This is a genomic window from Acidovorax sp. 56 (assembly GCF_002749705.1).
GTDB lineage: Bacteria > Pseudomonadota > Gammaproteobacteria > Burkholderiales > Burkholderiaceae_C > Acidovorax.
The window spans coordinates 2,134,482-2,159,275 of sequence record NZ_PEEV01000001.1; the positions used below are offsets into that span (position 1 = coordinate 2,134,482).

Below are 24,794 nucleotides of genomic sequence, written 5' to 3' on the forward strand. Positions count from 1 at the left end.
GCCACGCGCCGCACAACCCCATGATGGCCCACACCGCTAGCGACACCACCCCCGCCACCCTGCGCGTGCAACACCTGGGCAAGCACTACGGCAGCACGCCGGTGTTTTCGCAGGTGGACTTCAGCGTGGCGCCCGGTGAGTTTGTGGCCATCGTGGGTGATTCGGGCGTGGGCAAATCCACCCTGCTCAACTGCCTGGCCGGGCTGGACCAATGGGACGAAGGCAACATCACCTACACCGCCCAGGGTGGCACCCACACCCGCCTGGCGGACCTGGACGACACCGCCCGCGCCCTGTGGCGGCGCGCCCATGTGGGCTTTGTGTTCCAGGCCTTCCATGTGCTGCCGCACCTGGACGTGGCGCAGAACGTGGCCCTGCCGCTGATGCTGCTGGGCCAAGCCAACCCCGCCCGCGTGCAGCGCATGCTCGATGCCGTGGGCCTGGGCACGCTGGGCAACCGCCTGCCGCAGCAACTGAGCGGCGGGCAACTGCAGCGCGTGGCCATCGCCCGCGCCCTGGTGCACCGCCCCGGCCTGCTGCTGGCCGACGAACCCACCGGCAACCTCGACCCCACCACGGCGGCGTTGGTCATGGACCTGCTGCTGGCCCAGACCCGCGAGCACGGCGCATCGCTGGTGCTGGTCACCCACTCCGATGCCGCCGCAGCCCGGGCCGACCGGGTGCTGCGACTGACGGCCAGCGGCATGGTGGGCTGAGCCCATCGACGCCGTTGCACGCCCCCAGACCTCGTAGGTCGGGTTAGCCCGCAAGGGCGTAACCCGACACCCACAGGGCACGCCGCGTTCACAGCACGCCCCCACCGCGCTCAGCCGTATGGGCGTCGGGTTACGCTGCGCTAACCCGACCTACACAGCAACCTACCCGTTCAGGCTGAGCCCGCCGAAGCCAGGGCCCTCACCCCACCCTCCCTTACTCAATATGCAGCCGCTGCGCGTTGCTCGCCTGCTTCTTGGGCAGGGTCAGCGTCAACACCCCGTTGTCGTACTTGGCCTTGGCCTGGCTGGCGTCCACGTCAGCAGGCAGTGCAAAGCTGCGGGCCACCGAGCCAAAGTAACGCTCAGACCGCAGCAGCTTTTCGCCATCCTTTTGCGCATCGTGCTGGCGCACCTCGGCACGCAGGCTCACCACGTTGCCTTCGAGCGAGACATGGATGTCCTCCTTGGCCACACCCGGCACCTCGGCGTGCACGGTGTAGCCGCCGTCTGACTCTTTCACATCCACTTTGATCTGTGCAGGCGAGGGCAGGCCGTCGCCGTGCAGCGGGCGCACGTAAAAGCCCGGCGCCACATCTTTGAAGAACTCGTCCAGCAAACTGCCGCCACGGGGAATCAGAGAACTCATGGTGATGCTCCTTGAAGAAAGTCAGTGAAACAAACCTCCTGGCGCATGGGCTGAGCCCCGCATGCGCGCCAGACCACAGAGTGCGGCAAGGCATCCCAAAGATCACAGCACGCCTTCACGCACTCACCTCTCGCAAATTACGGCGCGCCCTCCGCCATTTCAAGAGGTAGCGAGAAGGCTTTTGATCCTCCTCAAAGGGCCCCCGCCGCTCGCCCAGCCCCACCCCGGCGGCACAATGCCCACATGCTCGCACTGCTTCGCACCTTCTCGTGGCAAGACCTGCGCCACCACCCCTGGCGCAGCGCCGCCGCCGTGGCTGCCGTCATGCTGGGCGTGGCGCTGGCGTTTGCCGTGCACGTCATCAACGCATCAGCGCTGGACGAGTTTTCGCAGGCCGTGCGCGCCGTCAACGGCCAGCCCGATCTGGAAGTGCGCGCCATGCAGGGCACGCTGGGCGAAGACCTGTTTGCCCAGATCGCCAACCACCCCGACGTGGCCCGCGCCAACCCTGTGCTGGAAGCCACGGCCATGGCCCGCCCTGCGGCACAGGCCCCAGGCAATGCCTCCATCCCCCTGCGCCTGCTGGGGGCCGACGCCCTGCTGCTGCCCGCCATGGCCCCGGCCCTCATGCCCCGCACGTGGGAAGGCGCTGCGCGCGATGCGCTCTTTGCCCCCGCCACCGTCTACCTCAACCCCGCCGCCCTGCAGGCACTGGGCGTGCCGCCCGAGGGCACCCAGCCCCGCCCCAGCCTGCAATTGCAGACCGGCCTGCAAACCCTGACCGTGCAGGTGGCAGGCACCGTGAGTGCGCCGGGCGCCCCACTGGCGGTGATGGACATTGGCGCCGCGCAAGACCTGCTGGGCCGCGTGGGCCACCTCACCCGCATCGACCTGCAACTGCAGCCCGGCACCGACCGCAGCGCCGTCATGCCTGCGCTGCAAGCCCTGCCCGGCTGGCCCGCCCAGGCCACGCTGGCAGAGCCGGGCGACGCCGCGCAGCGGGTGAGCAACCTCTCGCGCGCGTACCGCGTCAACCTGACGGTGCTGGCGCTGGTGGCGCTGTTCACCGGGGCCTTCCTCGTGTTCTCGGTGCTGGCCCTCAGCGTGGCGCAGCGCGGGCCGCAGTTTGCGCTGCTGGCCGTGCTGGGTGCCACGCCGCGCCAGCGGCTGGCGCTGGTGCTGGCCGAATCGGCCCTGCTGGGCGTGGTGGGCAGCCTGGCCGGGCTGGCGCTGGGCACGGCCCTGGCCAGCGCGGCGCTGCAGTTGCTAGGCGGTGACCTGGGCGGTGGCTACTTTGCCGGGGTGCAGCCCCGCCTGCAGTGGAGCTTGAGCGCCGCCCTGCTGTACGGCAGCCTGGGCGTGGCCGCTGCGGTGGCAGGCGGCTGGTGGCCCGCCCGCGCCGCGCAGGCCCTGCCCCCGGCCCAGACCCTCAAAGGCATGGGCAGTGCCAGCGGGCGCGCTGGGCGGGGCTGGGTTGGTATGGTTTTGATAGCTGCCAGCGCTTTATTGGCGGCGCTTCCGCCCGTTTTTGGCATTCCACTGGCGGCCTATGTAGCGATTGGCCTGCTGCTGGTGGGCGGCATTGCGCTGCTGCCCTGGGGCGTGGCCTGGCTGCTGCAGCGCCTGCAGCCGCTGGCCGTGCGCCACCCGCTCACCCTGCTGGCGCTGGAGCGCGCCCGCCGCATGCGTGGCACCGCCGCCATTGCCGTGGGCGGCGTGGTGGCCAGCCTGAGCTTGGCCGTGGCGCTGACGGTGATGGTGGCCAGCTTTCGCGGCTCGGTCATCCAGTGGCTGGACGCGGTGCTGCCCTCGCCGCTGTACGTGCGCTCGGCCCTGCAAGCCGCGGGTGGCGACGCCGCCCTGCTGCCCCCCGGCTTTGCCGAAGCGGTGGCCCGCCTGCCCGGCGTGGACAAGGTATCGCCCCTGCGCACCAGCCCCCTGCAGCTGAGCGCCGCCCGCCCCGCCCTCACCGTGCTGAGCCGCCCGCTGGGCAGCGACCCCGCCCAGGTGCTGCCCCTCACCGGCCCCGCCCTTCCCGTGCCCGCGGGGCAGATCGGCGTGTATGTGAGCGAAGCGGTGGTGGACCTGTATGGCGTGCGCCCCGGCCAGGCGTGGCCCGATCTTTCAAAGGCTTTTATGCCTGTAGCGACTGATATACCAGCGCAAGCAGCTACGTTTTTCATAGCAGGTGTGTGGCGTGACTATGTGCGCCAGACCGGGGCCATCACCCTGGATAGCGCCGCCTACCAGCGCCTGACGGGCGACACCCGCATCAGCGACCTGGCCCTGTGGCCTGCCGAGGGGGTGGACTTGGCCGTGCTGCAGGCGAACATTCGCCGCCTAGCCCAGCCATCGGTTTCGCCACCCGTTGCGCCCCCAGGGGAAAGGTCCGACACATCGCCCCAAGCCTCATCCGCAGCAGCCGATGGAGCGCGCCAAAACGGCACAAGCAGCGACCACCCCAACGGCGCGGCCAGCCCATCCCCCAGCCTCATCGAATTTGTCTCCGCCCAATCCATCCGCGAACGCTCCCTGCAAATCTTTGACCGCAGCTTCGCCGTCACCTACTGGCTGCAGGCCGTGGCCATCGGCATCGGCCTCTTCGGCGTAGCCGCCAGCTTCAGCGCCCAGGTGCTGGCGCGCCGCAAAGAGTTCGGCCTGCTCGCCAACCTAGGCCTCACCCGCCGCCAGATCCTGGCCGTGGTGGCAGGCGAAGGCGCAGCGTGGACGGGCATTGGCGCCATCGCCGGCGTACTGCTGGGCCTGGCCGTGTCCGTGGTGCTGGTGCACGTGGTCAACCCGCAGAGCTTTCACTGGACGATGGAGATGAACATCCCTGCGCCGCGGTTGTGGGCGCTGTGCGCTGCGGTGGTGGTGTCGGGGACGGTGACTGCGTGGCTGGCTGGGCGGGCAGCGGCGGGGAGGGATGCGGTGATGGCGGTGAAGGAGGATTGGTAGCGAGATGGCGGGGTGCTACGTCCAACCGTGAGTATTGATCGACGCTGAGAGCACGAAGCCAACTGCGGAAAACACAGTGCAGTCATCGATTCACCACCCATTTTTTCAAAGTCCGAATATGTTATCGGAGAGCCCGATTTGTTCCTGCTAAAACGCTATAGTTTGTCTACGTGAAGCCTGCCTGTTTTGTGAAACCTTTACATATGAGCATTTGATCAGGTCAAACCTTGCACACTCAGGCCGCTCACGTTCTAGTTTGCCCTGATGTTTTTCGGGACACCTTACGTTAGAAACACTAGGAGTAACAGTGGATTCGAATCGCCTAAAGTTCATCGCCGCTTTGGCCTGTGCGTTTGCGGTTGTATTTTTATTAATACTGCAGGTCGCCACCGCCGAAAATGCGACAAAGACAGAAACTGCGCTTTTCGCAACCTTACAGTTTGTCTTCTCAATTGCCGTTTCTTGGATTCTTACCGTTCTCTCAAGCGAGAAGAGCTTTCGGGAATCTCAGAAGAAATTTGCAATAGCAGCGTTCCGCAGAATTAAGGAAATTGAGCGTGCGCTCGGACGAGCGCAGCGACTTGTTCTGTCGCAGAAAGGACAGGGGGCAATATCTAACTCCAGTAGCGCGCAAGCCGTGATGATCAGTCTGATTAGCGCCCAAGACGCTGTTAACTCCTCCGTGGCGGATTGGGGCGACGTGATCGGCGACGAGATTCACATCACAAAGGAAATCGAGAAACTGCGCTCATTGCGCAAAACTTCTGACAAGTTTGAGCGTGACTATCTAGACAACCTTCGCATCACTGAAGACGTGACCGACATCAGCCCAAAAATCAACGAATTGAAGGATGCCTTGCCACCTTCACTAAAGCTTGATGAAGATGCCGAGGACGAGACACGATTTGAGCGTGCCATCGAAGTGCTTGATAACGAGCTGCAGAAAAAAAATGCGCTAGAGTTAGAAGGATTCTGGGAGTCAGACGACACCTTCGCAGCGGATCTTCGCGGCCTAAAGAAGGGAGAGACGCTTTACCTCGCAAGAGGTTTTACTTCCGGCAGACCAAACTCCCTCCTAGCCTATACCAAAGAAAATAAGTGGATCGCAGTCATAACGAATATCTTCATCGATCACGAAGTCAACATAGGATATGACGAGTTTGTGGATATCTTAGAAAGCCACTTGTCGCTGGATCTAACGCCGCCTCAATTCGGTGGCAAGCCGGTGCCGGTTGTCATTAAAGACCTACGTTTCATCAAGTATGACGATGGTGAAGAGCGTCAATACGTCACCGTGGTTCTGCATCAATCCACGCTTCCGAACGCCAAGCACTGAACGCTGCATTTGAATGATGCCTATTTCGAACCGAGAGCCGCTGCCCCGTTGACGGTCACGCGCACTTGGTTGCACGACAATCCGCACATGCACCCTTCCTCCCCCTGGCTCCACGAAGCCATCGCCCGCATCGAAGCCGACTACCAGCGCAGTGCCGATACCCACCTGATCCCGCTGCGCCTGCCTACCTTCGCCGCCCACGGCATTGACCTGTACCTCAAGGACGAATCCACGCACCCCACGGGCAGCCTCAAGCACCGGCTGGCGCGGTCGCTGTTTTTGTATGCGCTGTGCAATGGGTGGCTGCATGAGGGATCGACGGTGGTGGAGGCATCCAGCGGCTCCACCGCAGTGAGCGAGGCCTACTTTGCGCGGCTGCTGGGCTTGCCGTTTGTGGCGGTGATGCCGCGCAGCACCTCGCCCGAGAAGATTGCGCAGATCGAGTTTCACGGTGGGCGCTGCCATCTGGTGGGCAGCGCGGGCCAGGTGTATGAAGAGGCCCGCGCCATTGCGGCGGAGACGGGCGGGCATTACATGGACCAGTTCACCTATGCCGAGCGGGCCACCGACTGGCGGGGCAACAACAACATTGCCGAGAGCATGTTCACCCAGATGGCGCGCGAGCGGCACCCGGTGCCGCGCTGGATTGTGGTGGGCGCAGGCACGGGCGGCACCAGCGCCACCATTGGCCGCTATGTGCGCTACCAGCGGCACGCCACGCAGGTGTGCGTGGCCGACCCGGCGGGCTCGGTTTTCAGCGCCTACCACCGCACGGGCGATGCCAGCCTGACAGCCCCGGGCTCACGCATCGAGGGCATTGGCCGCCCACGGGTGGAGCCCAGCTTTGTCCGCACGCTGGTAGACCGCATGGTGGATGTGGCGGATGTGGATTCCGTAGCGGCCATGCGGGTGCTGTCGCAACGGCTGGGGCGGCGCGTGGGGCCATCGACCGGCACCAACTTTGTGGCCATGCTCACGCTGGCGCATGGGATGCGGGAGCGGGGCGAAAGCGGCTCCATCTTGTCGCTGCTGTGCGATGCGGGCGAGCGCTATTTGCCTACGTACTACAACTGCGACTGGGTGTCGGGCACGATGGGTGACTGCACCGAGGCGCAGGCGCGCATTGCGGCACTGCTGGATTGATCGGCGCAACGGCGAACGAACCTGATGCCGATGCGTGCGCTGCCACCCATGCCAGCACCCGCAATGGTGCGGGCCTTCTCGCGCCGCAGGTGGCTGGCCTGGGCGCTGGGTGCAATGGGTGCGGGGGCTGGCCCCATCGCCCAGGCACTGCCTGCGCGCGCGCTGCAGTTTCCGCGTGACCATGGCAGCCACCCCGAGCTGCGCACCGAGTGGTGGTACATCACCGGCTACGCCACGGCCGGGGGGCGTCCGTTCGGGTTTCAGGTGACGTTTTTCCGATCGCGCATGGATGCCACGCAGGCCATGCAGTCGGCCTTTGCGGCCAAGCAGCTGCTGTTTGCCCATGCGGCCGTGACCGATGTGCAGGGCCGCCGCTTGCTGCACGACCAGCGCATGGCGCGGGCCGGGTTTGGGGTGGCAGAGGCCAGCGAGGCCGATACCGCCGTGCGGCTGCGGGACTGGAGCCTGCAGCGGCAGGACACGGCGCGGGGGAAGCCCGACACAGCCACCAGCCGCTACACCACCCAGGTGGTGGGCGAGCACTTTGGCCTGCAGCTGCAGTTTGACGCCACCCAGCCCTTGCTGTTGCAGGGCCAACAAGGGCTGTCGCGCAAAGGGCCGCAGGCGGCGCAGGCCAGCTACTACTACAGCCAGCCCCAACTGGCGGTAAGCGGCCGCCTGGTGCTGGACGGGCGCACCCTGCCCATCGACACCACTCAGCCCGCCCGCGCCTGGATGGACCATGAGTGGAGCGAGGCCCTGCTGGCCGACGATGCCGTGGGCTGGGACTGGATCGGCATGAACCTGCTGGACGGCAGCGCGCTCACGGCCTTCAGGCTGCGGCGGGCCGATGGCACGGCGCTGTGGGCGGGTGGGTCGTTCAGGGCCGTGGGCCAGGCCCCCCGCGTGTTCACCGCCACCGAGGTGACCTGGCGCCCACTGCGCTGGTGGAGCAGCCCCGAGAGAGGCGCCCGCTACGCCGTGCAGTGGGAGGTGCAAACCCCCGTGGGCGCCTACACCGTCACAGCCGTGTTGGACGCGCAGGAGCTGGACAGCAGCGCATCGACCGGGGCGGTGTATTGGGAGGGTTTGTCAGACCTGTTGCACGCCAATGGCAACGTGGCGGGGCGTGGGTATCTGGAGATGACGGGGTACACCCGGGCCATGCGGCTGTGAACGCAGGGCTGGGGTGCGGTGGAGCGCTATGGCCCCCGCCCCCAACGAGCCACTGACCGATTTCAATGGAAAAGAGCCTGCGGCGGGTGGCCGCAGGCTCTTTGGGGTGGCATTTAGCCGAATGAATCAGGCTGCGATTCAGTCCCTGGACAGCGCCAAGGCCTGACCCCGCTGGGGCGATGCGCTGCCACCCCATGCAGCCGCGCCACCGTGGTCGAGCTTGAAGCCTGCCACGGCATCGGCCAGCGCCACCGCTTGGTGCTGCAGCGATTGGGCGGCGGCCGTGGCCTCTTCGACCAAAGCGGCGTTCTGCTGGGTGGACTGGTCCATCAGCGTGACGGCGCTGCCAATTTCGGCAATGCCGGTGCTTTGCTCCTGGCTGGCCAGGCTGATGTCGGCCACGATGGTAGTGACCTTGCGCACGCTTTCCACCACCTTGTCCATGGTGGCGCCGGCCTCTTGCACCAGCTTGCTGCCCGCATCCACTTGCGAGGCCGATTCGCTGATCAGCTCCTTGATCTCCTTGGCGGCCGTGGCGCTGCGCTGGGCCAGCGTGCGCACTTCAGAGGCCACCACCGCGAAGCCGCGCCCTTGCTCACCAGCGCGGGCTGCCTCGACGGCGGCGTTCAGGGCCAGGATGTTGGTCTGGAAGGCAATGCCATCAATGACGCCAATGATGTCCACGATCTTGCGGGCAGAAGCATCGATGCCTCCCATGGTCTGCACCACCTGCCCCACCACGGTGCTGGCGTGCGATGCGACCTGCGATGCGCCGGTGGCCAGGTCGTTGGCTTGGCGAGCATTGGCAGCGTTTTGCTGCACGGTGGCGGTCAGCTGCTCCATGGCTGCGGCGGTTTCTTCGAGGGAGCCTGCCTGTTGTTCGGTGCGCGCTGACAGGTCGTGGTTGCCGCTGGCAATCTCGGTGGAAGCCAGTCGCACGGACTCGGACGACTCGCGGATGCTCACCAGCACCTTGGCGATCTTGTCCACAAACTGGTTGAACGAGGCGGCGATGGTGGCCAGCTCGTCATTGCCCTCGGTGGCCAAACGGCGGGTCAGGTCACCCTCGCCCGAGGCAATGTCGCGCAAGGCATCGCTCACCAGGCCCAGGCGGCGCAGCTGGCGGCTGACCGCCACCGTCAGCAGGGCAACGGCCACCAGCACACTCAGCACGGTGATGACGGCGGCAATCTGCAGCATGACGGTGACGCCGTGCGTGGCCTCGGCGCGGTCAATCGCAATCGCCAGCGTCCAGGGCGTGCCCTCGACCTTGGCGGCATACAGCATCTGGTCGGCGCCATCGATCAGCACATCGGCGCGGGCACTGTCAGCGGCCAGCTTGGTCAACAAAGCGGCGTCCACGCCTTTGGCAATGTCGGATGCGGGCTTGAGCGAGAGGTCGGCCTTGGGGTGCGCCAGCAGCTTGCCTTCGCCGTCAATCAGGAACGCAAAGCTTTTGGAGATAGGACGGATGGCGGCGACCTTCTTGGTCACAGTGTCCAGGTGCATGTCGGTACCGACCACGGCTGTGGGTTGCCCGGTGGGCCCCACGGGCTCGACAAAGCTGATGGTGAGCTTGCCCGTGCTTGCATCCACGTAGGCCGGGGTCAAGGCCGGCCCCCCGGTTTGCACAGCCTGCTTGTACCAAGGGCGGGCCGTTCCGTCGTAGCCATCGGGCATGGGGTGGGCAAAGATGTTGCGTTTGTCGGCGTAGACAAAATACGTGTCGTCAAACGCCCCAGCCTGCTTGGCGGCCAGCAAAAATGGCACCGGCTCTGCCTGGCCCACGGCCAGTTTCAATGAGCTGGTGATGCGCTGCTTCTCTCGCACCCACTCCGCCAGTTCGTTGGCATGGGATCGGGTGAGCTGGCCCACACGGTCGTCAATGCCGTTCAAGGTGTCTTTGCGAACCACCACAAAAGTGGCCAGCGCCAGCGTAAGGAGTGAAAACACCGTGATCGCAACGCAAATGGCAATCAGCCGTGCACGCAGTGTTTGAAACATGTGGGGCGCCTTGAATGTAAGTATTTGAAAATTATCTGCCAGCCGTTTCACAGGTGGCGCAAATTTTCGGTAACGGCCCACATGGTGGCTAGTTCGCAACAAAGTATGCACTAGCTACGGGAAAGTACTGGCCCGTAAAAACAGGCGATCTCCTGCAGATTGCAAGCCCAGCAAGCGCAGTTTTGCCTATGCAATGCACTGCATAGCCCTCTTTTGCTTTGGGGTATTGGAGATGGAACGGCAATGGAGAAAATTGGGCCGCCTGAGGGCGCCGTACATGAAGCCGCCAGCATCGTTACCCACCAAGGCTGGCCACCACAGCATCGGTTTATCCGGCATGGATCGATGCAACTCGCCACTGCAAATTGACCTGCGCCTTGGTCCGTGCGAGCCATGGCTGCTGCACCCGCCCCGAAAGAGGCAACTACTGCAAGGGCTCTTTCAGGACAGGCGGAAGGGGAAGCACGGCAATGCCTTCGTCCAGCAATTGCACGGTTTCCTGCAGCGTGGCTTGCCCGCGAATGGCACGCTCATCGGCATCACCCGCATGGATTTTGCGAGCCTCTTCGGCGAAGCGAGAGCCCACATCTTCAGACTCTGCCACCATGCGCCGGGCTTGCTGCAGCCAGGTGGCGAGTTGTTGCGGGGGGTGTGCTGGGGATTCAGGCAGGGGCGCTGATTGACTGAGGGCCGAAGGCCCGGGCGGCGTTGCGCCTAAGTTCAAACGCGGGGCACTCAGGCGCTTGTGTACTTGGCCATCACCACACAGAGGGCACTGCACCAACCCCCTCTGGAGCTGAGACTGAAAGTCTTCTTCCGATGCAAACCAGCCTTCAAAGACATGTTCGCTACGGCACTGCAGATCAAGCACCTTCATGGCGGCAAGCTTGCGCGAGGATCAGGCACTCAACCGCGACGGCGCACAAGGTAGCGGTAGATGAACCCGGGGAATGCCAACGTGACGAACAACGTACCCGTGATGGCGTAGAACTCCCAACCCTGCGGCGCATTCTGGCCTGCACGGCGCTCCAGCAGCATGGCACAGCCACCCACGATGAAATACAGCGCCACCAGCTCCAGCAGTCGAACGAACAGGGCTTTGTGAGGCTTTGCCACGGGCCCCACCAGCGCCAGCCGCTGGCTCAGAAACGGCAGGTTGGCCGCAACCAACGCCGCGAAAATCACCAACCAGATGGCGCCTGTTTGAGACACGGGTCAAAAATTCCGGATCAAGTCGCGAGCGCACGCACGATGGCGTTGGCGCACAGCGTCATCAGCCCGCCGGGCAATAGACCCAACACCAGCACCAAGGCGCCATTGATCGTCAGCACCACACGGACGTCTACTGGAGCGGACACATGGGTCGCGGTGAGAGGCGCGTCAAAGTACATCACCTTGACCACGCGCAGGTAATAGAAGGCACCAATCAGCGACATCATGACGGCAAACACGGCCAAGGCGATGTACAGATTTTGGCCCGATGCCAGCAGAGACTGCAGCACAGAGAGCTTGGCGTAGAAGCCCACCATGGGCGGGATACCAGCCATGGAGAACAGGCACACGGCCATCACGCCGGCATACAAGGGGCTGCGTTGGTTCAATCCAGCCAGATCGGAAATCTCTTCGCTTTCAAAGCCTTCGCGGGCCAAGAGCAGGATGACACCGAAGGTGGCCAGGGTGGTCAGCACATAGGTGATGACGTAGAACATCGAGGCGCTGTAAGCGTTCTCAGCCACTGCCGAGTTCACTTGGCCATTGATCACGCCCGACAACAGACCCAGCAGCACAAAGCCCATTTGTGAAATGGTGGAGTAAGCCAGCATGCGCTTGAGGTTGGTTTGCGCAATCGCCGCGAGGTTACCGACCAGCAAGGAGCCAATCGCCAACACAGCGAGCATTTGCTGCCAATCGATCGCCAGGGGCAACAGGCCATCCACCAACAGACGCATGGTGATGGCGAAAGCAGCCAACTTGGGCGCGCCACCAATCATGAGAGTGACGGCGGTAGGAGCACCTTGGTAAACGTCAGGGATCCACATGTGAAAAGGCACCACACCCAGCTTGAAAGCAAGGCCAGCCACCACGAACACCAGACCGAAGACCAGCACCTGGTGCTTGATTTGGCCCGAAAGCACCGCCTTGAACACTTGGCCGATGTCCAAAGAACCGGTAGCGCCGTAAAGCATGGACAGGCCGTACAGCAAGAAACCACTGGCCATCGCACCCAAAACGAAGTACTTCATGGCCGCTTCTGTGGCCGTCGCGTTGTCGCGACGCAAAGCCACCAGGGCGTAGCTGGACAGGGTCAACAACTCCAAGCCCAGATAGATCACCAGGAAGTTGTTGCCGGAGATCATGATGAACATGCCCAGCAAGGCAAACATGGAGAGCGTGAACATCTCACCACCACGCAGCATGTCGCGGTCTGCGGCGTAAGGGCGGCCGTATACCAGTGTGACCATGACTGCAATGGTGGCAAAACACTTGAGCCAATTGCCCATGGCATCGCTGACCACCATGTTGCCAAAGCCGTAGAAGGTGTTGCCACTGCTGGCGTAAACACCTTCCAAGGCAGCCACCACGGCCAAAGTGAGCATGGTCAGCACGTAGGTCGCAGTACGCCGTGGGCTGTTCACCCCCAGATCGACCAGCGCAATCACGCAGGCCATCACAAGAAGCACGATCTCTGGGTAGACCGCAAGCCAGCTGATGTTGTCAATCATCTCAAATCTCTCAGTTCTGTCGGTCAGTTCAGCTTTTGCAAGGCCACGTGCTTGAGCAGTTCAGCCACCGAAGCGTCCATCACATCCGTGAACGGACGGGGGTACAGGCCCATAGCCAGCACGGCAATGGCCAAAAGCGCCAGCACCAAGAACTCACGGCTACCGATGTCCGTCAACTCCTTCACATGGCTGTTGCCCACAGGGCCCAGGTAGACGCGCTTGAACATCCACAGTGTGTAGGCAGCACCAAAGATCAACGCCGTGGCAGCGGCAAGACCCACCCAGAAGTTGGCCTTCACGGCGCCCAGAATGACCATCCATTCGCCCACGAAACCAGCGGTTCCAGGCAATCCGCAATTGGCCATCGCAAACAGCAGTGCAAATGCGGTGAAGTTGGGCATGGTGTTGACCACACCGCCGTAGGCAGCGATCTCACGGGAATGCACGCGGTCGTACAACACGCCGATCGACAGGAACATCGCGCCCGACACAAACCCGTGGGCAATCATCTGCACCAAACCGCCGGACACGCCCAGGTCATTGAAGATGAAGAAGCCCAGTGTGACAAACCCCATGTGGGCAACGGACGAGTAAGCCACCAGCTTCTTCATGTCCTTTTGCACCATGGCCACCAGACCCACGTAGATCACGGCCACCAGAGACAAACCGATCATCAGCCAAGCCCATTCGCGCGAGGCATCAGGGGCGATAGGCAGAGAAAAACGCAAGAAACCGTAGGCACCCAGCTTGAGCATGATGGCAGCCAGCACAGCAGAGCCGCCCGTTGGCGCTTCCACGTGAACATCAGGCAGCCAAGTGTGCACGGGCCACATAGGCACCTTCACGGCAAATGCCGCGAAGAAGGCAAAGAAAAGCAAGGTCTGCGCGGTGCTGCCCAAAGGCAGCTTGTGCCAAGAAGCGATGTCAAAGCTGCCACCCGACTGGTTGTACAGGTAGATCAGCGCAATCAACATGAGCAAAGAGCCCATCAGCGTGTAAAGGAAAAACTTGAACGCTGCGTAGATCTTGTTGGGGCCGCCCCAGATACCGATGATCAGGTACATGGGGATCAGCGTGGCCTCGAAGAACACGTAGAACAGCATGCCATCGAGTGCCGTGAACACACCAATCATCAGGCCCGACAAAATCAGGAAGGCGCCCATGTACTGGTTCACGCGCTCTGTGATCGACTCCCACGACGCCAGAACCACGATCACCGTGATGAAGGCAGTCAGAGGAACAAACCAGAAAGAGATGCCGTCCACACCCAGGTGGTAGTGGATATTGAAACGCTCAATCCAGGCAGCCTTCTCGACGAACTGCATGGCTGCAGTGCCCGTCTCAAATCCGCCATACAGGGGCAGCGTGACCAAAAAGCCAACCACGGCACCCACCAGTGCAATCCAGCGCACCGCGCGGGCATGCTCATCTCGCCCCAGGGCGAGCAACACGACCCCAAAGACAACAGGGGTCCAGATTGCGAGACTCAACAACGAACTCATTTTGTTTTTTTCCTTACTTGATGAGCTGCATGAAGAAGTCGCCCCAGACAAACCAGGTCATCAGCGCGAAGACACCCAAAATCATCACCAAGGCGTAATGGAAGATGAAACCGGATTGCATCCAGCGGATCACGCCGGACACAGCACCGACGAGTTTCCAGGAGCCGTTGACCACACCGCCGTCGATGATGGCTTGGTCGCCCACCTTCCAGAGCCCTGTGCCCAACGCACGGGCGCCACGGGCCAGGATGTTTTCATTGATCCAGTCCAGGTAGTACTTGTTTTCCAGCAAACGGTACAGCGGCTGAACACGTGCCTTGATGCCTGCAGGAAGCGCTGGGTTGACCATGTACATGTAGTAAGACAAGGCGACGCCCGCAAATGCCAGCCAGAAAGGTGCCGTTTGCAGACCGTGCACAGCCATGGCCACAGGCCCGTGGAATATCTCACCCAGCTTGGCCATCGCAGGATGCTTTGCAGCGTCCACAAAAATCACGTTCTTGAAGAAGTCGCCAAACAGCATCGGCTGAATGAACAGGAAACCGACAATCACCGACGGAATGGCCAACAGCACCAGAGGCACAGTCACCACCCAAGGCGACTCGTGTGGTTCATGGTGGTCGTCGTGACCATGCCCATGGTGATCGCCGTGGTGCGCGTCGGGGTTCTGGTCAAAACGTTCCTTGCCATGGAAAACCAGGAAGTACATGCGGAACGAATAGAACGCCGTCACAAACACACCGGCCAGCACAGCAAAGTGTGCAAAGTGCGCGGCAGGCAGATGGCTGAAGTGCACCGCCTCAATGATGCTGTCCTTGGAATAGAAGCCCGCGAACAGAGGGGTACCGATCAACGCCAACGAACCCAGCAACGAAGTAATCCAGGTGATCGGCATGTACTTGCGCACGCCACCCATCCAGCGGATGTCCTGGTTGTGGTGCATGCCCATGATGACCGAGCCAGCGCCAAGGAACAGCAGCGCCTTGAAGAACGCATGGGTCATCAGGTGGAACACAGCCACCGAATAGGCCGAGGCACCCAGAGCCACCGTCATGTAGCCCAGCTGCGACAGCGTGGAGTACGCCACCACGCGCTTGATATCGTTCTGGATGATGCCCAGGAAGCCCATGAACAGGGCAGTGATGGAGCCGATGATCAGAATGAAGTTGAGTGCCGTGTCCGACAGCTCGAACAGCGGCGACATGCGCGACACCATGAAGATGCCTGCGGTCACCATGGTCGCTGCGTGGATCAGCGCCGAGATGGGGGTCGGGCCTTCCATCGAATCAGGCAGCCACACGTGCAGTGGGAATTGTGCGGACTTGCCCATCGCGCCGATGAAAAGGCAGATGCAAATCACGGTGATCAGCATCCAGTCGGTACCGGGAAATGCCAGACCACCGAATTCACCCGATTTGGCAAAAATCTCGCCGTAATTCAGCGTTCCGGTGTAGGCCGCGATCAGGCCGATACCCAAAATAAAGCCGAAGTCACCCACGCGGTTGACCAGGAAAGCCTTCATGTTGGCGAAGATCGCCGTGGGCTTGTTGAACCAGAACCCGATCAGCAGATAAGAGACCAGGCCCACCGCTTCCCAGCCGAAGAACAGCTGCAGCAGGTTGTTGCTCATGACCAGCATGAGCATCGAGAAAGTGAAAAGCGAAATGTAGGAGAAGAAGCGGTTGTAGCCTTCGTCTTCTTCCATATAGCCGATGGTGTAGGTGTGCACCATCAGCGAAACAAACGTCACGACCACCATCATCATGGCCGTGAGGCTGTCAATGAGGAAGCCTACCTCCATCTTCAAGCCGCCGACCACCATCCAGGTGTAGAGGGTTTCATTGAAGCGGGCACCATCCAGAGCAACGCTCTTGAGCGTCATGGCGGACAGAACAAAAGCCACCAGCACACCCAGAATCGTCAAGGTGTGGCTAAGGCGACGGCCAATCCAGTTACCACCAAAGGTGGTGCCGAAAACGCCTGCCAGCAAAGCACCCGCCAGCGGGGCCAGCGGGACGGCCAGGAGCGTTGAAGCAGAGAGGGTTTGACTCATTATTGAGAACCTTGGGAATACGGGTAACTCATCAACCCTTGAGGGTGTTGAGGTCTTCTGCGTTGATGCTGGACTTGTTGCGGAACAGCAGCACCAGAATGGCCAGCCCAATGGCGGATTCAGCAGCTGCCACTGTCAGGATAAAAAACACGAACACTTGCCCGTGCATGTCGTCCAGATAGTGGGAAAACGCTACGAAATTCATGTTGACCGCCAGCAGCATCAGCTCAATGGCCATCAGCAAAACGATCAAATTCTTGCGGTTCAAAAAGATACCAATGACAGCCAGCGCGAAAAGCATCGCCCCGAGCGATAGAAAGTGCCCCAATGTCAACGTCATGCTTTTTTCTCCTGAGCCTGGGCTTCTTCCAGCGAAGGTTCTGCAGGCTTCTGTGTGGCGGCAACCTTCACCACCTCAAGTCGATCACGGGCACGAACACGCACCTGAACGGAGGGGTTGATCGCCTTGCTGTCCTTGCGCTGACGCAGCGTCAAGGCAATGGCGGCAATCATGGCCACCAGCAAAATCACGGCCGCAATTTCTACGGGGTACAAGTACTCGGTGTAGAGCAACTTGCCCAATGTCTTGGTGTTGGAATACTGAACCACCTGGCCTGCGGCATCCAACAATGGAGCAGCCACCTTGGGCTCATCCAGCCCCCGGAACCCACCCATCAACACCGCAGCCATTTCCAGTGCGATCAACGCGCCGACCGTGGCGGCCAAAGGAAAGTGTTTCCAAAAGCCTTTTCGCACGGTGTCGATATGGATGTCCAACATCATCACGACGAACAAGAACAGCACCATCACAGCGCCGAGATAGACCAGCACCAAGGCAATGGCCAAAAACTCCGCCTTGAGCAGCAACCAAACTGCGGCAGCTTGGGAGAAAGCCAGGATGAGATAGAGCACCGCGTGCACAGGGTTGCGCGCGGTAATCACCCGGAAGGCGGCAAAAAGCAGCACAACCGAGAAGAGGTAGAAGAAACCAGTCTTGGCGTCCATGGATCGGGTCTTTATAGAAAGTCAGGCAAACAGGCTGAGTTCAACACCGATCAACGGTATTTGGCATCTGCTGCCTTGGCAGCAGCGATTTCGCCTTCGTACCGGTCGCCCACAGCCAGGAGCATGTCCTTCGTGAAATACAGGTCACCACGCTTCTCACCGTGGTATTCAAAGATATGGGTTTCCACAATCGAATCGACCGGGCAGCTCTCTTCGCAAAAGCCGCAGAAGATGCACTTGGTCAAATCGATGTCGTAACGGGTGGTGCGACGCGAGCCGTCTTCACGCACATCGGATTCGATGGTGATCGCCATCGCGGGGCACACGGCCTCGCATAGCTTGCAGGCAATGCAACGCTCCTCGCCGTTGTCATAACGGCGCAGGGCATGCAAGCCCCGAAAGCGGGGAGACAGCGGAGTTTTCTCTTCTGGGAACTGCACGGTCACCTTGCGGCGAAAGGCATAGCGCCCAGTCAGGGCCATGCCCTTGAGCAACTCCACGAGCATGAAGCTCTTGAAAAAGTCTTTGAACGAAAAAGGCGCAGCAGCAGCAACAGCAGTCATTCGTGTCCCCGCTTATTTCCAGATATTCCAAGGCGAGAGCAACCACCCGCCGACGATCACCAGACACACCAAGGTGACTGGGATAAAAATCTTCCAGCCCAAACGCATGATCTGGTCATAACGGAAGCGCGGGAACGTGGCACGAATCCAGATGAACATGGACACCACCAAGAATGTCTTGGCTGCCAACCAGATCCAACCGGGAACGAAGGACAAGATATCCAGAGGTGGCAACCAGCCCCCCAGGAACATCAGTACAGCAAGGATCGATACCAACCACATGCTGGCGTACTCGGCCAGAAAGAAGATCGCGAAGCCCATGCCCGAATACTCGACCATGTGACCGGCCACGATTTCAGCTTCGCCTTCCACCACGTCAAAAGGGTGACGGTTGGTTTCAGCAACGCCAGAGATCAGGTACACCAAGAAAATTGGCAACAGGGGCAACCAGTTCCATGACAGGAAGGTCAGGCCTTTGTCTGCAGCCATGCCCTTGGCTTGCGACATGACGATCTCGGTGAGGTTCATGCTGCCGGACACCATGATGACCACGAGGAAACAGAACCCCATCGCGATTTCATAACTCACCATTTGGGCCGAAGCACGCAGAGCACCCAGGAAGGCGTACTTGGAGTTCGATGCCCAGCCTGCAATGATCACTCCATACACCTCAATGGAGGTGATGGCCATCACCAACAGCAAGCCTGCATTGACATTGGCCAAGGCAACATCAGGGCCAAAGGGGATCGCGACCCATGCAGCCAGAGCGGGCATGATCGCCATGATCGGCCCGAGCACAAACAGCCCCTTGCTTGCAGCGGTGGGCTGGATGATTTCTTTGGTGAGCAACTTCAAGGCATCTGCAATAGGCTGCAGCAACCCCAAAGGGCCCACGCGATTGGGGCCGTGGCGCACCTGCATGAAGCCCAGCAGCTTACGCTCCCACAAAGTCAGGTACGCCACAGCGCCCATCAATGGGGCCAAGATGCAAACGATCTTGAGCAGAATCCAGAGTACCGGCCAGACCATGCCAGTCCACCAGCCAAAGGAAAGCAGGTTCAGGCCCACGTTGTAGATCGCGTCGATCATGCGGCCACTCCTTCACGAGCCATGCGTGCGTCGGCAGTGAGCTGCAGCGACGTGGAACGGCGCACCAAGCCGTCCAGTTGATAAATGGAAGCAACCACTGGCTCGCCAACAACAGCCGCAGCACAGGACACCGCTTTCACAGCGTTTGACAGTTGTGCTGCAGGCAGTTGGGTGACCGAACCCGCAGGTGCGTTCGTAGCGCGGGCCACCACGTCCTGGGAAGTTTCGAAATCGAAACCGGGCACGCCCAGCAGATTGGCCAGAACACGCAGAACCTTCCATGCCGGACGGGTGTCTCCCAATGGGCGCACCACCGCGTGGAAACTTTGCAAGCGACCTTCGGCATTGACGAAGCTGCCAGACGTTTCTGTGAACGGGGCAATTGGCAACAGAACGTCACTGAACTCCATATTGGCCTTGAAGGGGCTCAACGTGACCACCATCTCAGCACCAGCCAGAGCGGTTGCAGCTTGTGCACCCGCAGCGGAGTCATAGACCGGCTCAGTGTTGAGCAACACTGCAGCCTTCAAACCACCGGAGAGCATTTGGGCTGCATTCAGACCACCATTGACAGGGTGAGCACCCGCAAACTGTGCGCCCACAGTGTTGGCCGCCTCAGTCAGGTAACCCACCGTTGCACCAGTGTTGTCGGCAATCCAGTTGGCGAGTGCCAACAACTGTGTGGCTTGCGCATGGTGTGCAGCGCCGTTGCCCAGCAGCACCGCCTTGCGTTCACCGCCCAGCAGGGAACGAGCGATGGCTTGCGCGGCGTCGCTGGCGGCAACCGCGCCTTGAGGGGCAGCAACGCCCTTCTCTTGGGCTACTGCAAAAGCGATACCACCCAGCGTGGTCACCCACTCAGAAGCATTTTGTGCAACGAATGGCTGCACAGGCATGGCCCAATCCTGGCCCACGGAGCCGATGGCGCTGACTTGGCAACCATGGCGTGCAGCCTGGCGAATACGCTGGGCAAACAGTGGATGGTCCTTGCGCAGGTTCGAGCCCACCACCAACACACGTTGCAGTGTAGACAACGAAGCAATAGAAGTACCCAGCCAACGAATGCCTTCGGGTGCAGCAAATTCAGCGTTGCGCAGACGGTAATCGATGTTGTCACTGCCCAAACCACGCACCAGAGCACCAGCCAGATACAACTCTTCCAGCGTGCTATGCGGGCTGACCAAGGCACCAATGCTCTTGGCACCGTGATCGTTCTTGATGTTCTTGAGACCGTTGGCAACGTACTCGAGCGCAGTTTGCCAGTCGACTTCTTTCCACGCCCCACCCTGCTTGAGCATGGGCTGGGTCAAGCGATCTTCGCCATTCAGCGCTTCATAGGAGAAACGGTCACGGTCGGCAATCCAACACTCGTTAACGGCTTCGTTCTCCAGGGGCACAACACGCATGACCTTGTGGTTCTTGACCTGGACAATCAGGTTGGAACCGGTCGAGTCGTGCGGGCTCACCGAGCGGCGACGCGACAGCTCCCATGTACGGGCGCTGTAACGGAAAGGCTTGCTGGTCAAAGCGCCGACAGGGCAGATGTCGATCATGTTGCCCGACAACTCGGAGTCTACCGTATCACCCGTGACCGTGGTGATCTCGGAATGCTCACCGCGGTGGATCATGCCCAGCTCCATCACGCCGGCCACTTCTTGGCCAAAACGCACGCAGCGGGTGCAATGGATACAACGGCTCATTTCCTGCATGGAAATCAGCGGGCCAACGTCCTTGACCGGTACCACGCGCTTTTCTTCTTCATAGCGCGAGGAAGAGCCGCCGTAACCCACAGCCAAATCCTGCAACTGACATTCACCGCCTTGGTCACAGATAGGGCAATCCAGGGGGTGATTGATCAGCAAAAACTCCATGACCGACTGCTGTGCCTTGATGGCCTTGTCGCTCTTGGTGCGCACAATCATGCCTTGTGTCACCGGTGTGGCACAGGCAGGCATGGGCTTGGGCGCTTTTTCCACATCCACCAGGCACATGCGGCAATTAGCGGCGATGGAAAGCTTCTTGTGGTAACAGAAATGGGGAATGTAGGTACCCGCCTTCTCGGCAGCATGCATCACCATGCAGCCTTCGGCGACTTCTACTTTCTGACCGTCCAGTTCAATTTCAACCATATGTTCTCTCGCGATCAGACGGACGTCGCAGCCTGTGGGGCGTTGTTCCGGATCAGTGCCTCAAACTCGGGACGGAAGTGTTTGATCATGGCGCGCACGGGCATGGCGGCAGCATCGCCCAAAGCGCAAATCGTGCGGCCCTGGATGTTGTCAGCCACAGAATTGAGCAGGTTCAGATCACCTTCGCGCCCCTGACCGTGCTGAATGCGATCAATGACACGCCACATCCAGCCCGTGCCTTCGCGGCACGGCGTGCATTGGCCGCAAGACTCGTGCGAATAGAAATAGGACAAACGCAACAGGCTTTCAACCATGTTTCGGGAGTCGTCCATCACAATCACAGCGCCAGAGCCCAGCATGGAGCCCGCCTTGGCGATGGAGTCATAGTCCATCGTGCATTCCATAATGATGGATGCAGGAAGAACCGGGGATGACGACCCCCCTGGAATCACAGCCTTGAGCTGACGCCCCTTGCGCACGCCACCAGCCAACTCCAACAGCTTGGAGAACGGTGTGCCTAAAGGAATCTCATAGTTCCCAGGCTTTTCCACGTCGCCGGAGACCGAGAAGATCTTGGTACCACCATTGTTGGGCTTGCCGCATTCGAGATAGGCAGCACCGCCGTTGCGGATGATCCACGGCACGGCCGCGAAGGTCTCGGTGTTGTTGATGGTGGTGGGCTTGCCGTACAAACCGAAGCTGGCCGGAAATGGCGGCTTGAAACGCGGCTGACCCTTCTTGCCTTCCAGCGATTCGAGCAACGCGGTCTCTTCGCCGCAGATGTAGGCGCCAAAGCCGTGCGCCGCATGCAACTGGAAGCTGAAGTTACTGCCCAGGATCTTGTCGCCCAGGTAGCCCGCTGCGCGCGCTTCTTCGAGCGCTTCTTCGAAGCGGTCGTAGGTCTGGAAGATTTCGCCGTGGATGTAGTTGTAGCCCACGGAGATGCCCATCGCGTAGGCCGCGATGATCATGCCTTCGATGACGATGTGCGGGTTGAACTGCAGGATGTCGCGGTCCTTGCAGGTGCCTGGCTCGCCTTCGTCGGAGTTGCACACCAAATACTTCTGGCCGGGGAATGAGCGGGGCATAAAGCTCCACTTGAGCCCAGTCGGAAAGCCCGCACCACCGCGACCACGCAAACCGGATTCCTTGACCGTCGCAATCACTTGGTCCTGGCTCAAGCCCTCAGAGCCATCCTTGCCCAGGATACGACGGAGTGCCTGGTAGCCACCACGCGCCTCGTAGTCCTTGATGCTCCAGTTCTTACCATCCAAGTCCGCATAAATCTGCGGATTGATATGGCGATCATGGAAGCACGTCTGGACACCCGTGGATTGAAACTGGGAAAGAATTTGTGCAGCTGTCGTCATCACTTGCCCTCCGCAGCACGAAGGCCATCGACCAGCTGGTCGAGCTTGTCGTTGTCCATGAAGCTGCACATCGTCCGGTCATTGACCAGCATGACTGGTGAGTCAGCGCATGCACCCAGGCATTCACATTGCTGCAGAGTGAACAACCCATCAGCAGTTGTCTCCCCCATGGAAACACCCAGCTTTTTTTCCAGATGATGCAAGGCCTTCTGACCGTCACGCAACTGGCAAGGAAGGTTGGTACAAACATTCAGCTTGTACTTGCCCACGGGCTGCTGGTTGTACATGTTGTAGAAGGTGGTGACTTCATGCACGGCGATCTGAGCCATGCCCAGATACTCTGCGATCACAGCTTCACTGTCAGGACTGACAAAGCCCTGCTCTTGCTGCACGATGGACAAACAAGCCATCACGGCAGACTGCTTTTGGTCTGCAGGGTACTTAGCCACTTCACGCGCAAACCGCGCCAGCGTCGCTTCGGTAATCATCGGTCAATCTCTCCGAACACGATATCCATGGTGCCAATAATGGCCACGGCGTCAGCAATCATGTGTCCGCGCGCCATCTCATCCAAGGTCGCCAAGTGCGCAAACCCAGGAGCGCGAATTTTCAAGCGATAAGGCTTGTTGGCACCGTCACTTACCAAGTAAATGCCAAATTCCCCCTTGGGGTGCTCCACCGCTGCGTAAGCTTCACCTTCAGGAACGTGAAATCCTTCAGTGAACAGCTTGAAATGGTGGATCAACTCCTCCATGTTCGACTTCATGGACTCACGCGCAGGCGCAGCAACCTTGTGATTGTCAGTAATCACTGGACCTGGATTGGCTTTGAGCCAATCCACGCACTGCTTGATGATGCGGTTGGATTCGCGCATCTCCTGCATACGAACCAAATAACGGTCGTAGCAATCACCCGTCTTGCCCAGCGGAATATCGAAATCCACCCGGTCATAGGCATCGTAAGGTTGGCTCTTGCGCAAATCCCAAGCGATGCCAGAGCCGCGCAACATCGGGCCAGTCATGCCCAGATTCAAAGCACGCTCCGGTGTCACAACACCAATCCCCACAGTCCGCTGCTTCCAGATCCGGTTGTCGGTCAAAAGTGTTTCGTACTCATCCACACAAGCCGGGAAGCGTTGCGTGAAATCGTCGATGAAATCCAACAAAGAACCCTTACGGTTCTGATTCATTGCCTCCAGCGCCTTGGCGTTCTTGATCTTGCTGACCTTGTACTGGGGCATGCTGTCAGGCAGATCACGGTAAACACCGCCGGGGCGGAAGTACGCTGCATGCATACGGGCGCCGGAGACAGCCTCGTACATGTCAAACAGGTCTTCCCGCTCACGGAAAGCATAGATCAGGATGGTGGAACTACCGCAGTCGTTGCCATGCGACCCAAGCCACATCAAATGGTTCAGCAGGCGCGTGATTTCCGAGAACATGACCCGGATGTACTGCGCACGCAAAGGCACCTCAAGACCCAGCAGCTTCTCAATGGCCAGGCAGTAAGCGTGCTCGTTGCACATCATCGACACATAGTCGAGCCGGTCCATGTAAGGCAAGGACTGGATGTAGGTTTTGTGCTCAGCCAGCTTTTCGGTGGCACGGTGCAGCAGACCAATGTGCGGATCCGCACGTTGCACCACTTCGCCATCCAACTCCAGCACCAGACGCAACACGCCGTGCGCGGCCGGATGTTGCGGGCCAAAGTTCAGAGAGTAATTTTTGATTTCTGCCATGATGGATCACATGAGCGCAAAGCGACTCAGTGCAAACCTCCGTACTTGTCTTCGCGAACGATGCGAGGCGTGATTTCACGGGGCTCAATAGACACAGGCTCATACACCACACGACGCTGCTCAGCGTCGTAGCGCATTTCCACATGGCCAGACAGAGGAAAGTCTTTACGGAACGGATGGCCGATAAAACCATAGTCCGTTAGAATGCGCCGCAAATCGTTGTGACCGTCAAACACGATGCCAAACAAATCAAAGGCTTCGCGCTCATACCAGTTGGCCGAATTCCAGAGATCTGCCACAGAGGCGACCACGGGAAAGTCGTCATCCTGGCAAAACACCTTCACGCGCACGCGCTGGTTCAGGCTGACAGACAACAGATGGGAAACGACGCAATAACGCGCACCTTCATTGACCACGTCTGCATACTCAGAATAGTCCACACCGCACAAGTCCACCAATTGCTCAAAGCGACAGGCTTGGGCATCACGGAGTGTGCGCATGGCATCCAGATAGTCTGCCGCGGCAACGACGACAGTCACTTCACCCAAAGCCACAGTGATCTCGCGAACCTTAGCCCCCAAGGCTGCAGCGATGTTGTCTTTGAGTTTTTCGGGCCGAATGGCAACAGCAGTCATCATCAACC

21 protein-coding genes are annotated in these 24,794 nt (G+C 60.3%); 5 read left to right on the top strand and 16 right to left on the bottom strand.

The annotated features are described in order from the left end of the window. The first annotated feature begins 20 nt into the window (after window positions 1-20). Window positions 21-716 carry an ABC transporter ATP-binding protein gene (locus CLU88_RS09405; RefSeq protein ID WP_369827620.1) on the top strand — a complete coding sequence of 232 codons (696 nt, stop codon included), beginning with the start codon at window positions 21-23 and terminating at the stop codon, window positions 714-716. A 214-nt stretch (window positions 717-930) separates the two neighbouring features. Here the strand turns inward: CLU88_RS09405 and CLU88_RS09410 are convergent, their stop codons facing one another. Next, window positions 931-1,362, bottom strand: coding sequence for an Hsp20/alpha crystallin family protein (locus CLU88_RS09410; protein ID WP_099656364.1), 432 nt, complete (start codon window positions 1,360-1,362; stop codon window positions 931-933). A 243-nt stretch (window positions 1,363-1,605) separates the two neighbouring features. Between CLU88_RS09410 and CLU88_RS09415 the strand changes: the two genes are divergently transcribed. The 4 genes from CLU88_RS09415 (at window position 1,606) to CLU88_RS09430 (ending at window position 7,975) form a co-directional block, all read left to right on the top strand. Continuing rightward, window positions 1,606-4,320, top strand: a complete 2,715-nt coding sequence (locus tag CLU88_RS09415) for an FtsX-like permease family protein (RefSeq protein WP_099656365.1) — start codon at window positions 1,606-1,608, stop codon at window positions 4,318-4,320. 307 nt (window positions 4,321-4,627) lie between these two features. Beyond that, complete coding sequence (locus CLU88_RS09420; protein ID WP_099656366.1) at window positions 4,628-5,656, top strand: hypothetical protein; 1,029 nt, start codon at window positions 4,628-4,630, stop codon at window positions 5,654-5,656. An 87-nt stretch (window positions 5,657-5,743) separates the two neighbouring features. Beyond that, window positions 5,744-6,799 (top strand): PLP-dependent cysteine synthase family protein, encoded by a 1,056-nt coding sequence (locus tag CLU88_RS09425; protein ID WP_099658760.1) that lies wholly within the window; start codon window positions 5,744-5,746, stop codon window positions 6,797-6,799. A 48-nt stretch (window positions 6,800-6,847) separates the two neighbouring features. Continuing rightward, window positions 6,848-7,975, top strand: a complete 1,128-nt coding sequence (locus tag CLU88_RS09430) for a lipocalin-like domain-containing protein (protein ID WP_369827621.1) — start codon at window positions 6,848-6,850, stop codon at window positions 7,973-7,975. A 138-nt stretch (window positions 7,976-8,113) separates the two neighbouring features. On the opposite strand, the gene CLU88_RS09435 is transcribed toward CLU88_RS09430, so the two are convergent. The 15 genes from CLU88_RS09435 to CLU88_RS09505 form a co-directional block, all read right to left on the bottom strand. Next, window positions 8,114-9,979, bottom strand: a complete 1,866-nt coding sequence (locus tag CLU88_RS09435) for a methyl-accepting chemotaxis protein (RefSeq protein WP_099656368.1) — start codon at window positions 9,977-9,979, stop codon at window positions 8,114-8,116. A gap of 424 nt (window positions 9,980-10,403) precedes the next feature. Further along, on the bottom strand, window positions 10,404-10,856 hold the full coding sequence (locus tag CLU88_RS09440) for a DUF1178 family protein (protein ID WP_099656369.1): 453 nt from the start codon (window positions 10,854-10,856) through the stop codon (window positions 10,404-10,406). A gap of 29 nt (window positions 10,857-10,885) precedes the next feature. After that, window positions 10,886-11,191: a DUF2818 family protein gene (locus tag CLU88_RS09445; RefSeq protein WP_099656370.1), complete on the bottom strand. Its 306-nt coding sequence runs from the start codon at window positions 11,189-11,191 to the stop codon at window positions 10,886-10,888. Window positions 11,192-11,208: 17 nt separating this feature from the next. Further along, window positions 11,209-12,702 (bottom strand): NADH-quinone oxidoreductase subunit NuoN, encoded by a 1,494-nt coding sequence (gene nuoN, locus CLU88_RS09450; RefSeq protein WP_099656371.1) that lies wholly within the window; start codon window positions 12,700-12,702, stop codon window positions 11,209-11,211. Window positions 12,703-12,725: 23 nt separating this feature from the next. Further along, the gene (locus tag CLU88_RS09455; RefSeq protein WP_099656372.1) at window positions 12,726-14,204 is read right to left on the bottom strand and encodes an NADH-quinone oxidoreductase subunit M; all 1,479 of its coding nucleotides are present in this window, start codon (window positions 14,202-14,204) and stop codon (window positions 12,726-12,728) included. Window positions 14,205-14,217: 13 nt separating this feature from the next. Further along, window positions 14,218-16,257, bottom strand: a complete 2,040-nt coding sequence (nuoL, locus tag CLU88_RS09460) for an NADH-quinone oxidoreductase subunit L (protein ID WP_099656373.1) — start codon at window positions 16,255-16,257, stop codon at window positions 14,218-14,220. A gap of 31 nt (window positions 16,258-16,288) precedes the next feature. After that, window positions 16,289-16,597 carry an NADH-quinone oxidoreductase subunit NuoK gene (gene nuoK / locus CLU88_RS09465; RefSeq protein WP_099656374.1) on the bottom strand — a complete coding sequence of 103 codons (309 nt, stop codon included), beginning with the start codon at window positions 16,595-16,597 and terminating at the stop codon, window positions 16,289-16,291. Beyond that, window positions 16,594-17,262, bottom strand: a complete 669-nt coding sequence (locus CLU88_RS09470) for an NADH-quinone oxidoreductase subunit J (RefSeq protein ID WP_099656375.1) — start codon at window positions 17,260-17,262, stop codon at window positions 16,594-16,596. Before CLU88_RS09470 ends, nuoK begins: the two co-directional genes overlap by 4 nt. Before the next feature lie 50 nt (window positions 17,263-17,312). Then, window positions 17,313-17,825 (bottom strand): NADH-quinone oxidoreductase subunit NuoI, encoded by a 513-nt coding sequence (gene nuoI, locus CLU88_RS09475; protein WP_099656376.1) that lies wholly within the window; start codon window positions 17,823-17,825, stop codon window positions 17,313-17,315. A 12-nt stretch (window positions 17,826-17,837) separates the two neighbouring features. Then, a complete protein-coding gene (nuoH, locus tag CLU88_RS09480; protein WP_099656377.1) occupies window positions 17,838-18,914 on the bottom strand; it encodes an NADH-quinone oxidoreductase subunit NuoH in 1,077 nt (358 codons plus the stop codon). Then, window positions 18,911-21,043 (bottom strand): NADH-quinone oxidoreductase subunit NuoG, encoded by a 2,133-nt coding sequence (gene nuoG / locus CLU88_RS09485; RefSeq protein WP_099656378.1) that lies wholly within the window; start codon window positions 21,041-21,043, stop codon window positions 18,911-18,913. The genes nuoH and nuoG overlap by 4 nt, the downstream gene beginning before the upstream one ends. A gap of 14 nt (window positions 21,044-21,057) precedes the next feature. Continuing rightward, entirely contained in the window at window positions 21,058-22,413 is a 1,356-nt protein-coding gene (gene nuoF / locus CLU88_RS09490; RefSeq protein ID WP_099656379.1) for an NADH-quinone oxidoreductase subunit NuoF, read from the bottom strand. Further along, a complete protein-coding gene (gene nuoE / locus CLU88_RS09495) occupies window positions 22,413-22,901 on the bottom strand; it encodes an NADH-quinone oxidoreductase subunit NuoE (RefSeq protein WP_099656380.1) in 489 nt (162 codons plus the stop codon). The genes nuoF and nuoE overlap by 1 nt, the downstream gene beginning before the upstream one ends. After that, window positions 22,898-24,151, bottom strand: coding sequence for an NADH-quinone oxidoreductase subunit D (locus CLU88_RS09500; protein ID WP_099656381.1), 1,254 nt, complete (start codon window positions 24,149-24,151; stop codon window positions 22,898-22,900). Before CLU88_RS09500 ends, nuoE begins: the two co-directional genes overlap by 4 nt. Window positions 24,152-24,177: 26 nt before the next feature. Further along, window positions 24,178-24,786: an NADH-quinone oxidoreductase subunit C gene (locus CLU88_RS09505; protein ID WP_099658761.1), complete on the bottom strand. Its 609-nt coding sequence runs from the start codon at window positions 24,784-24,786 to the stop codon at window positions 24,178-24,180. Window positions 24,787-24,794 lie beyond the last annotated feature (8 nt).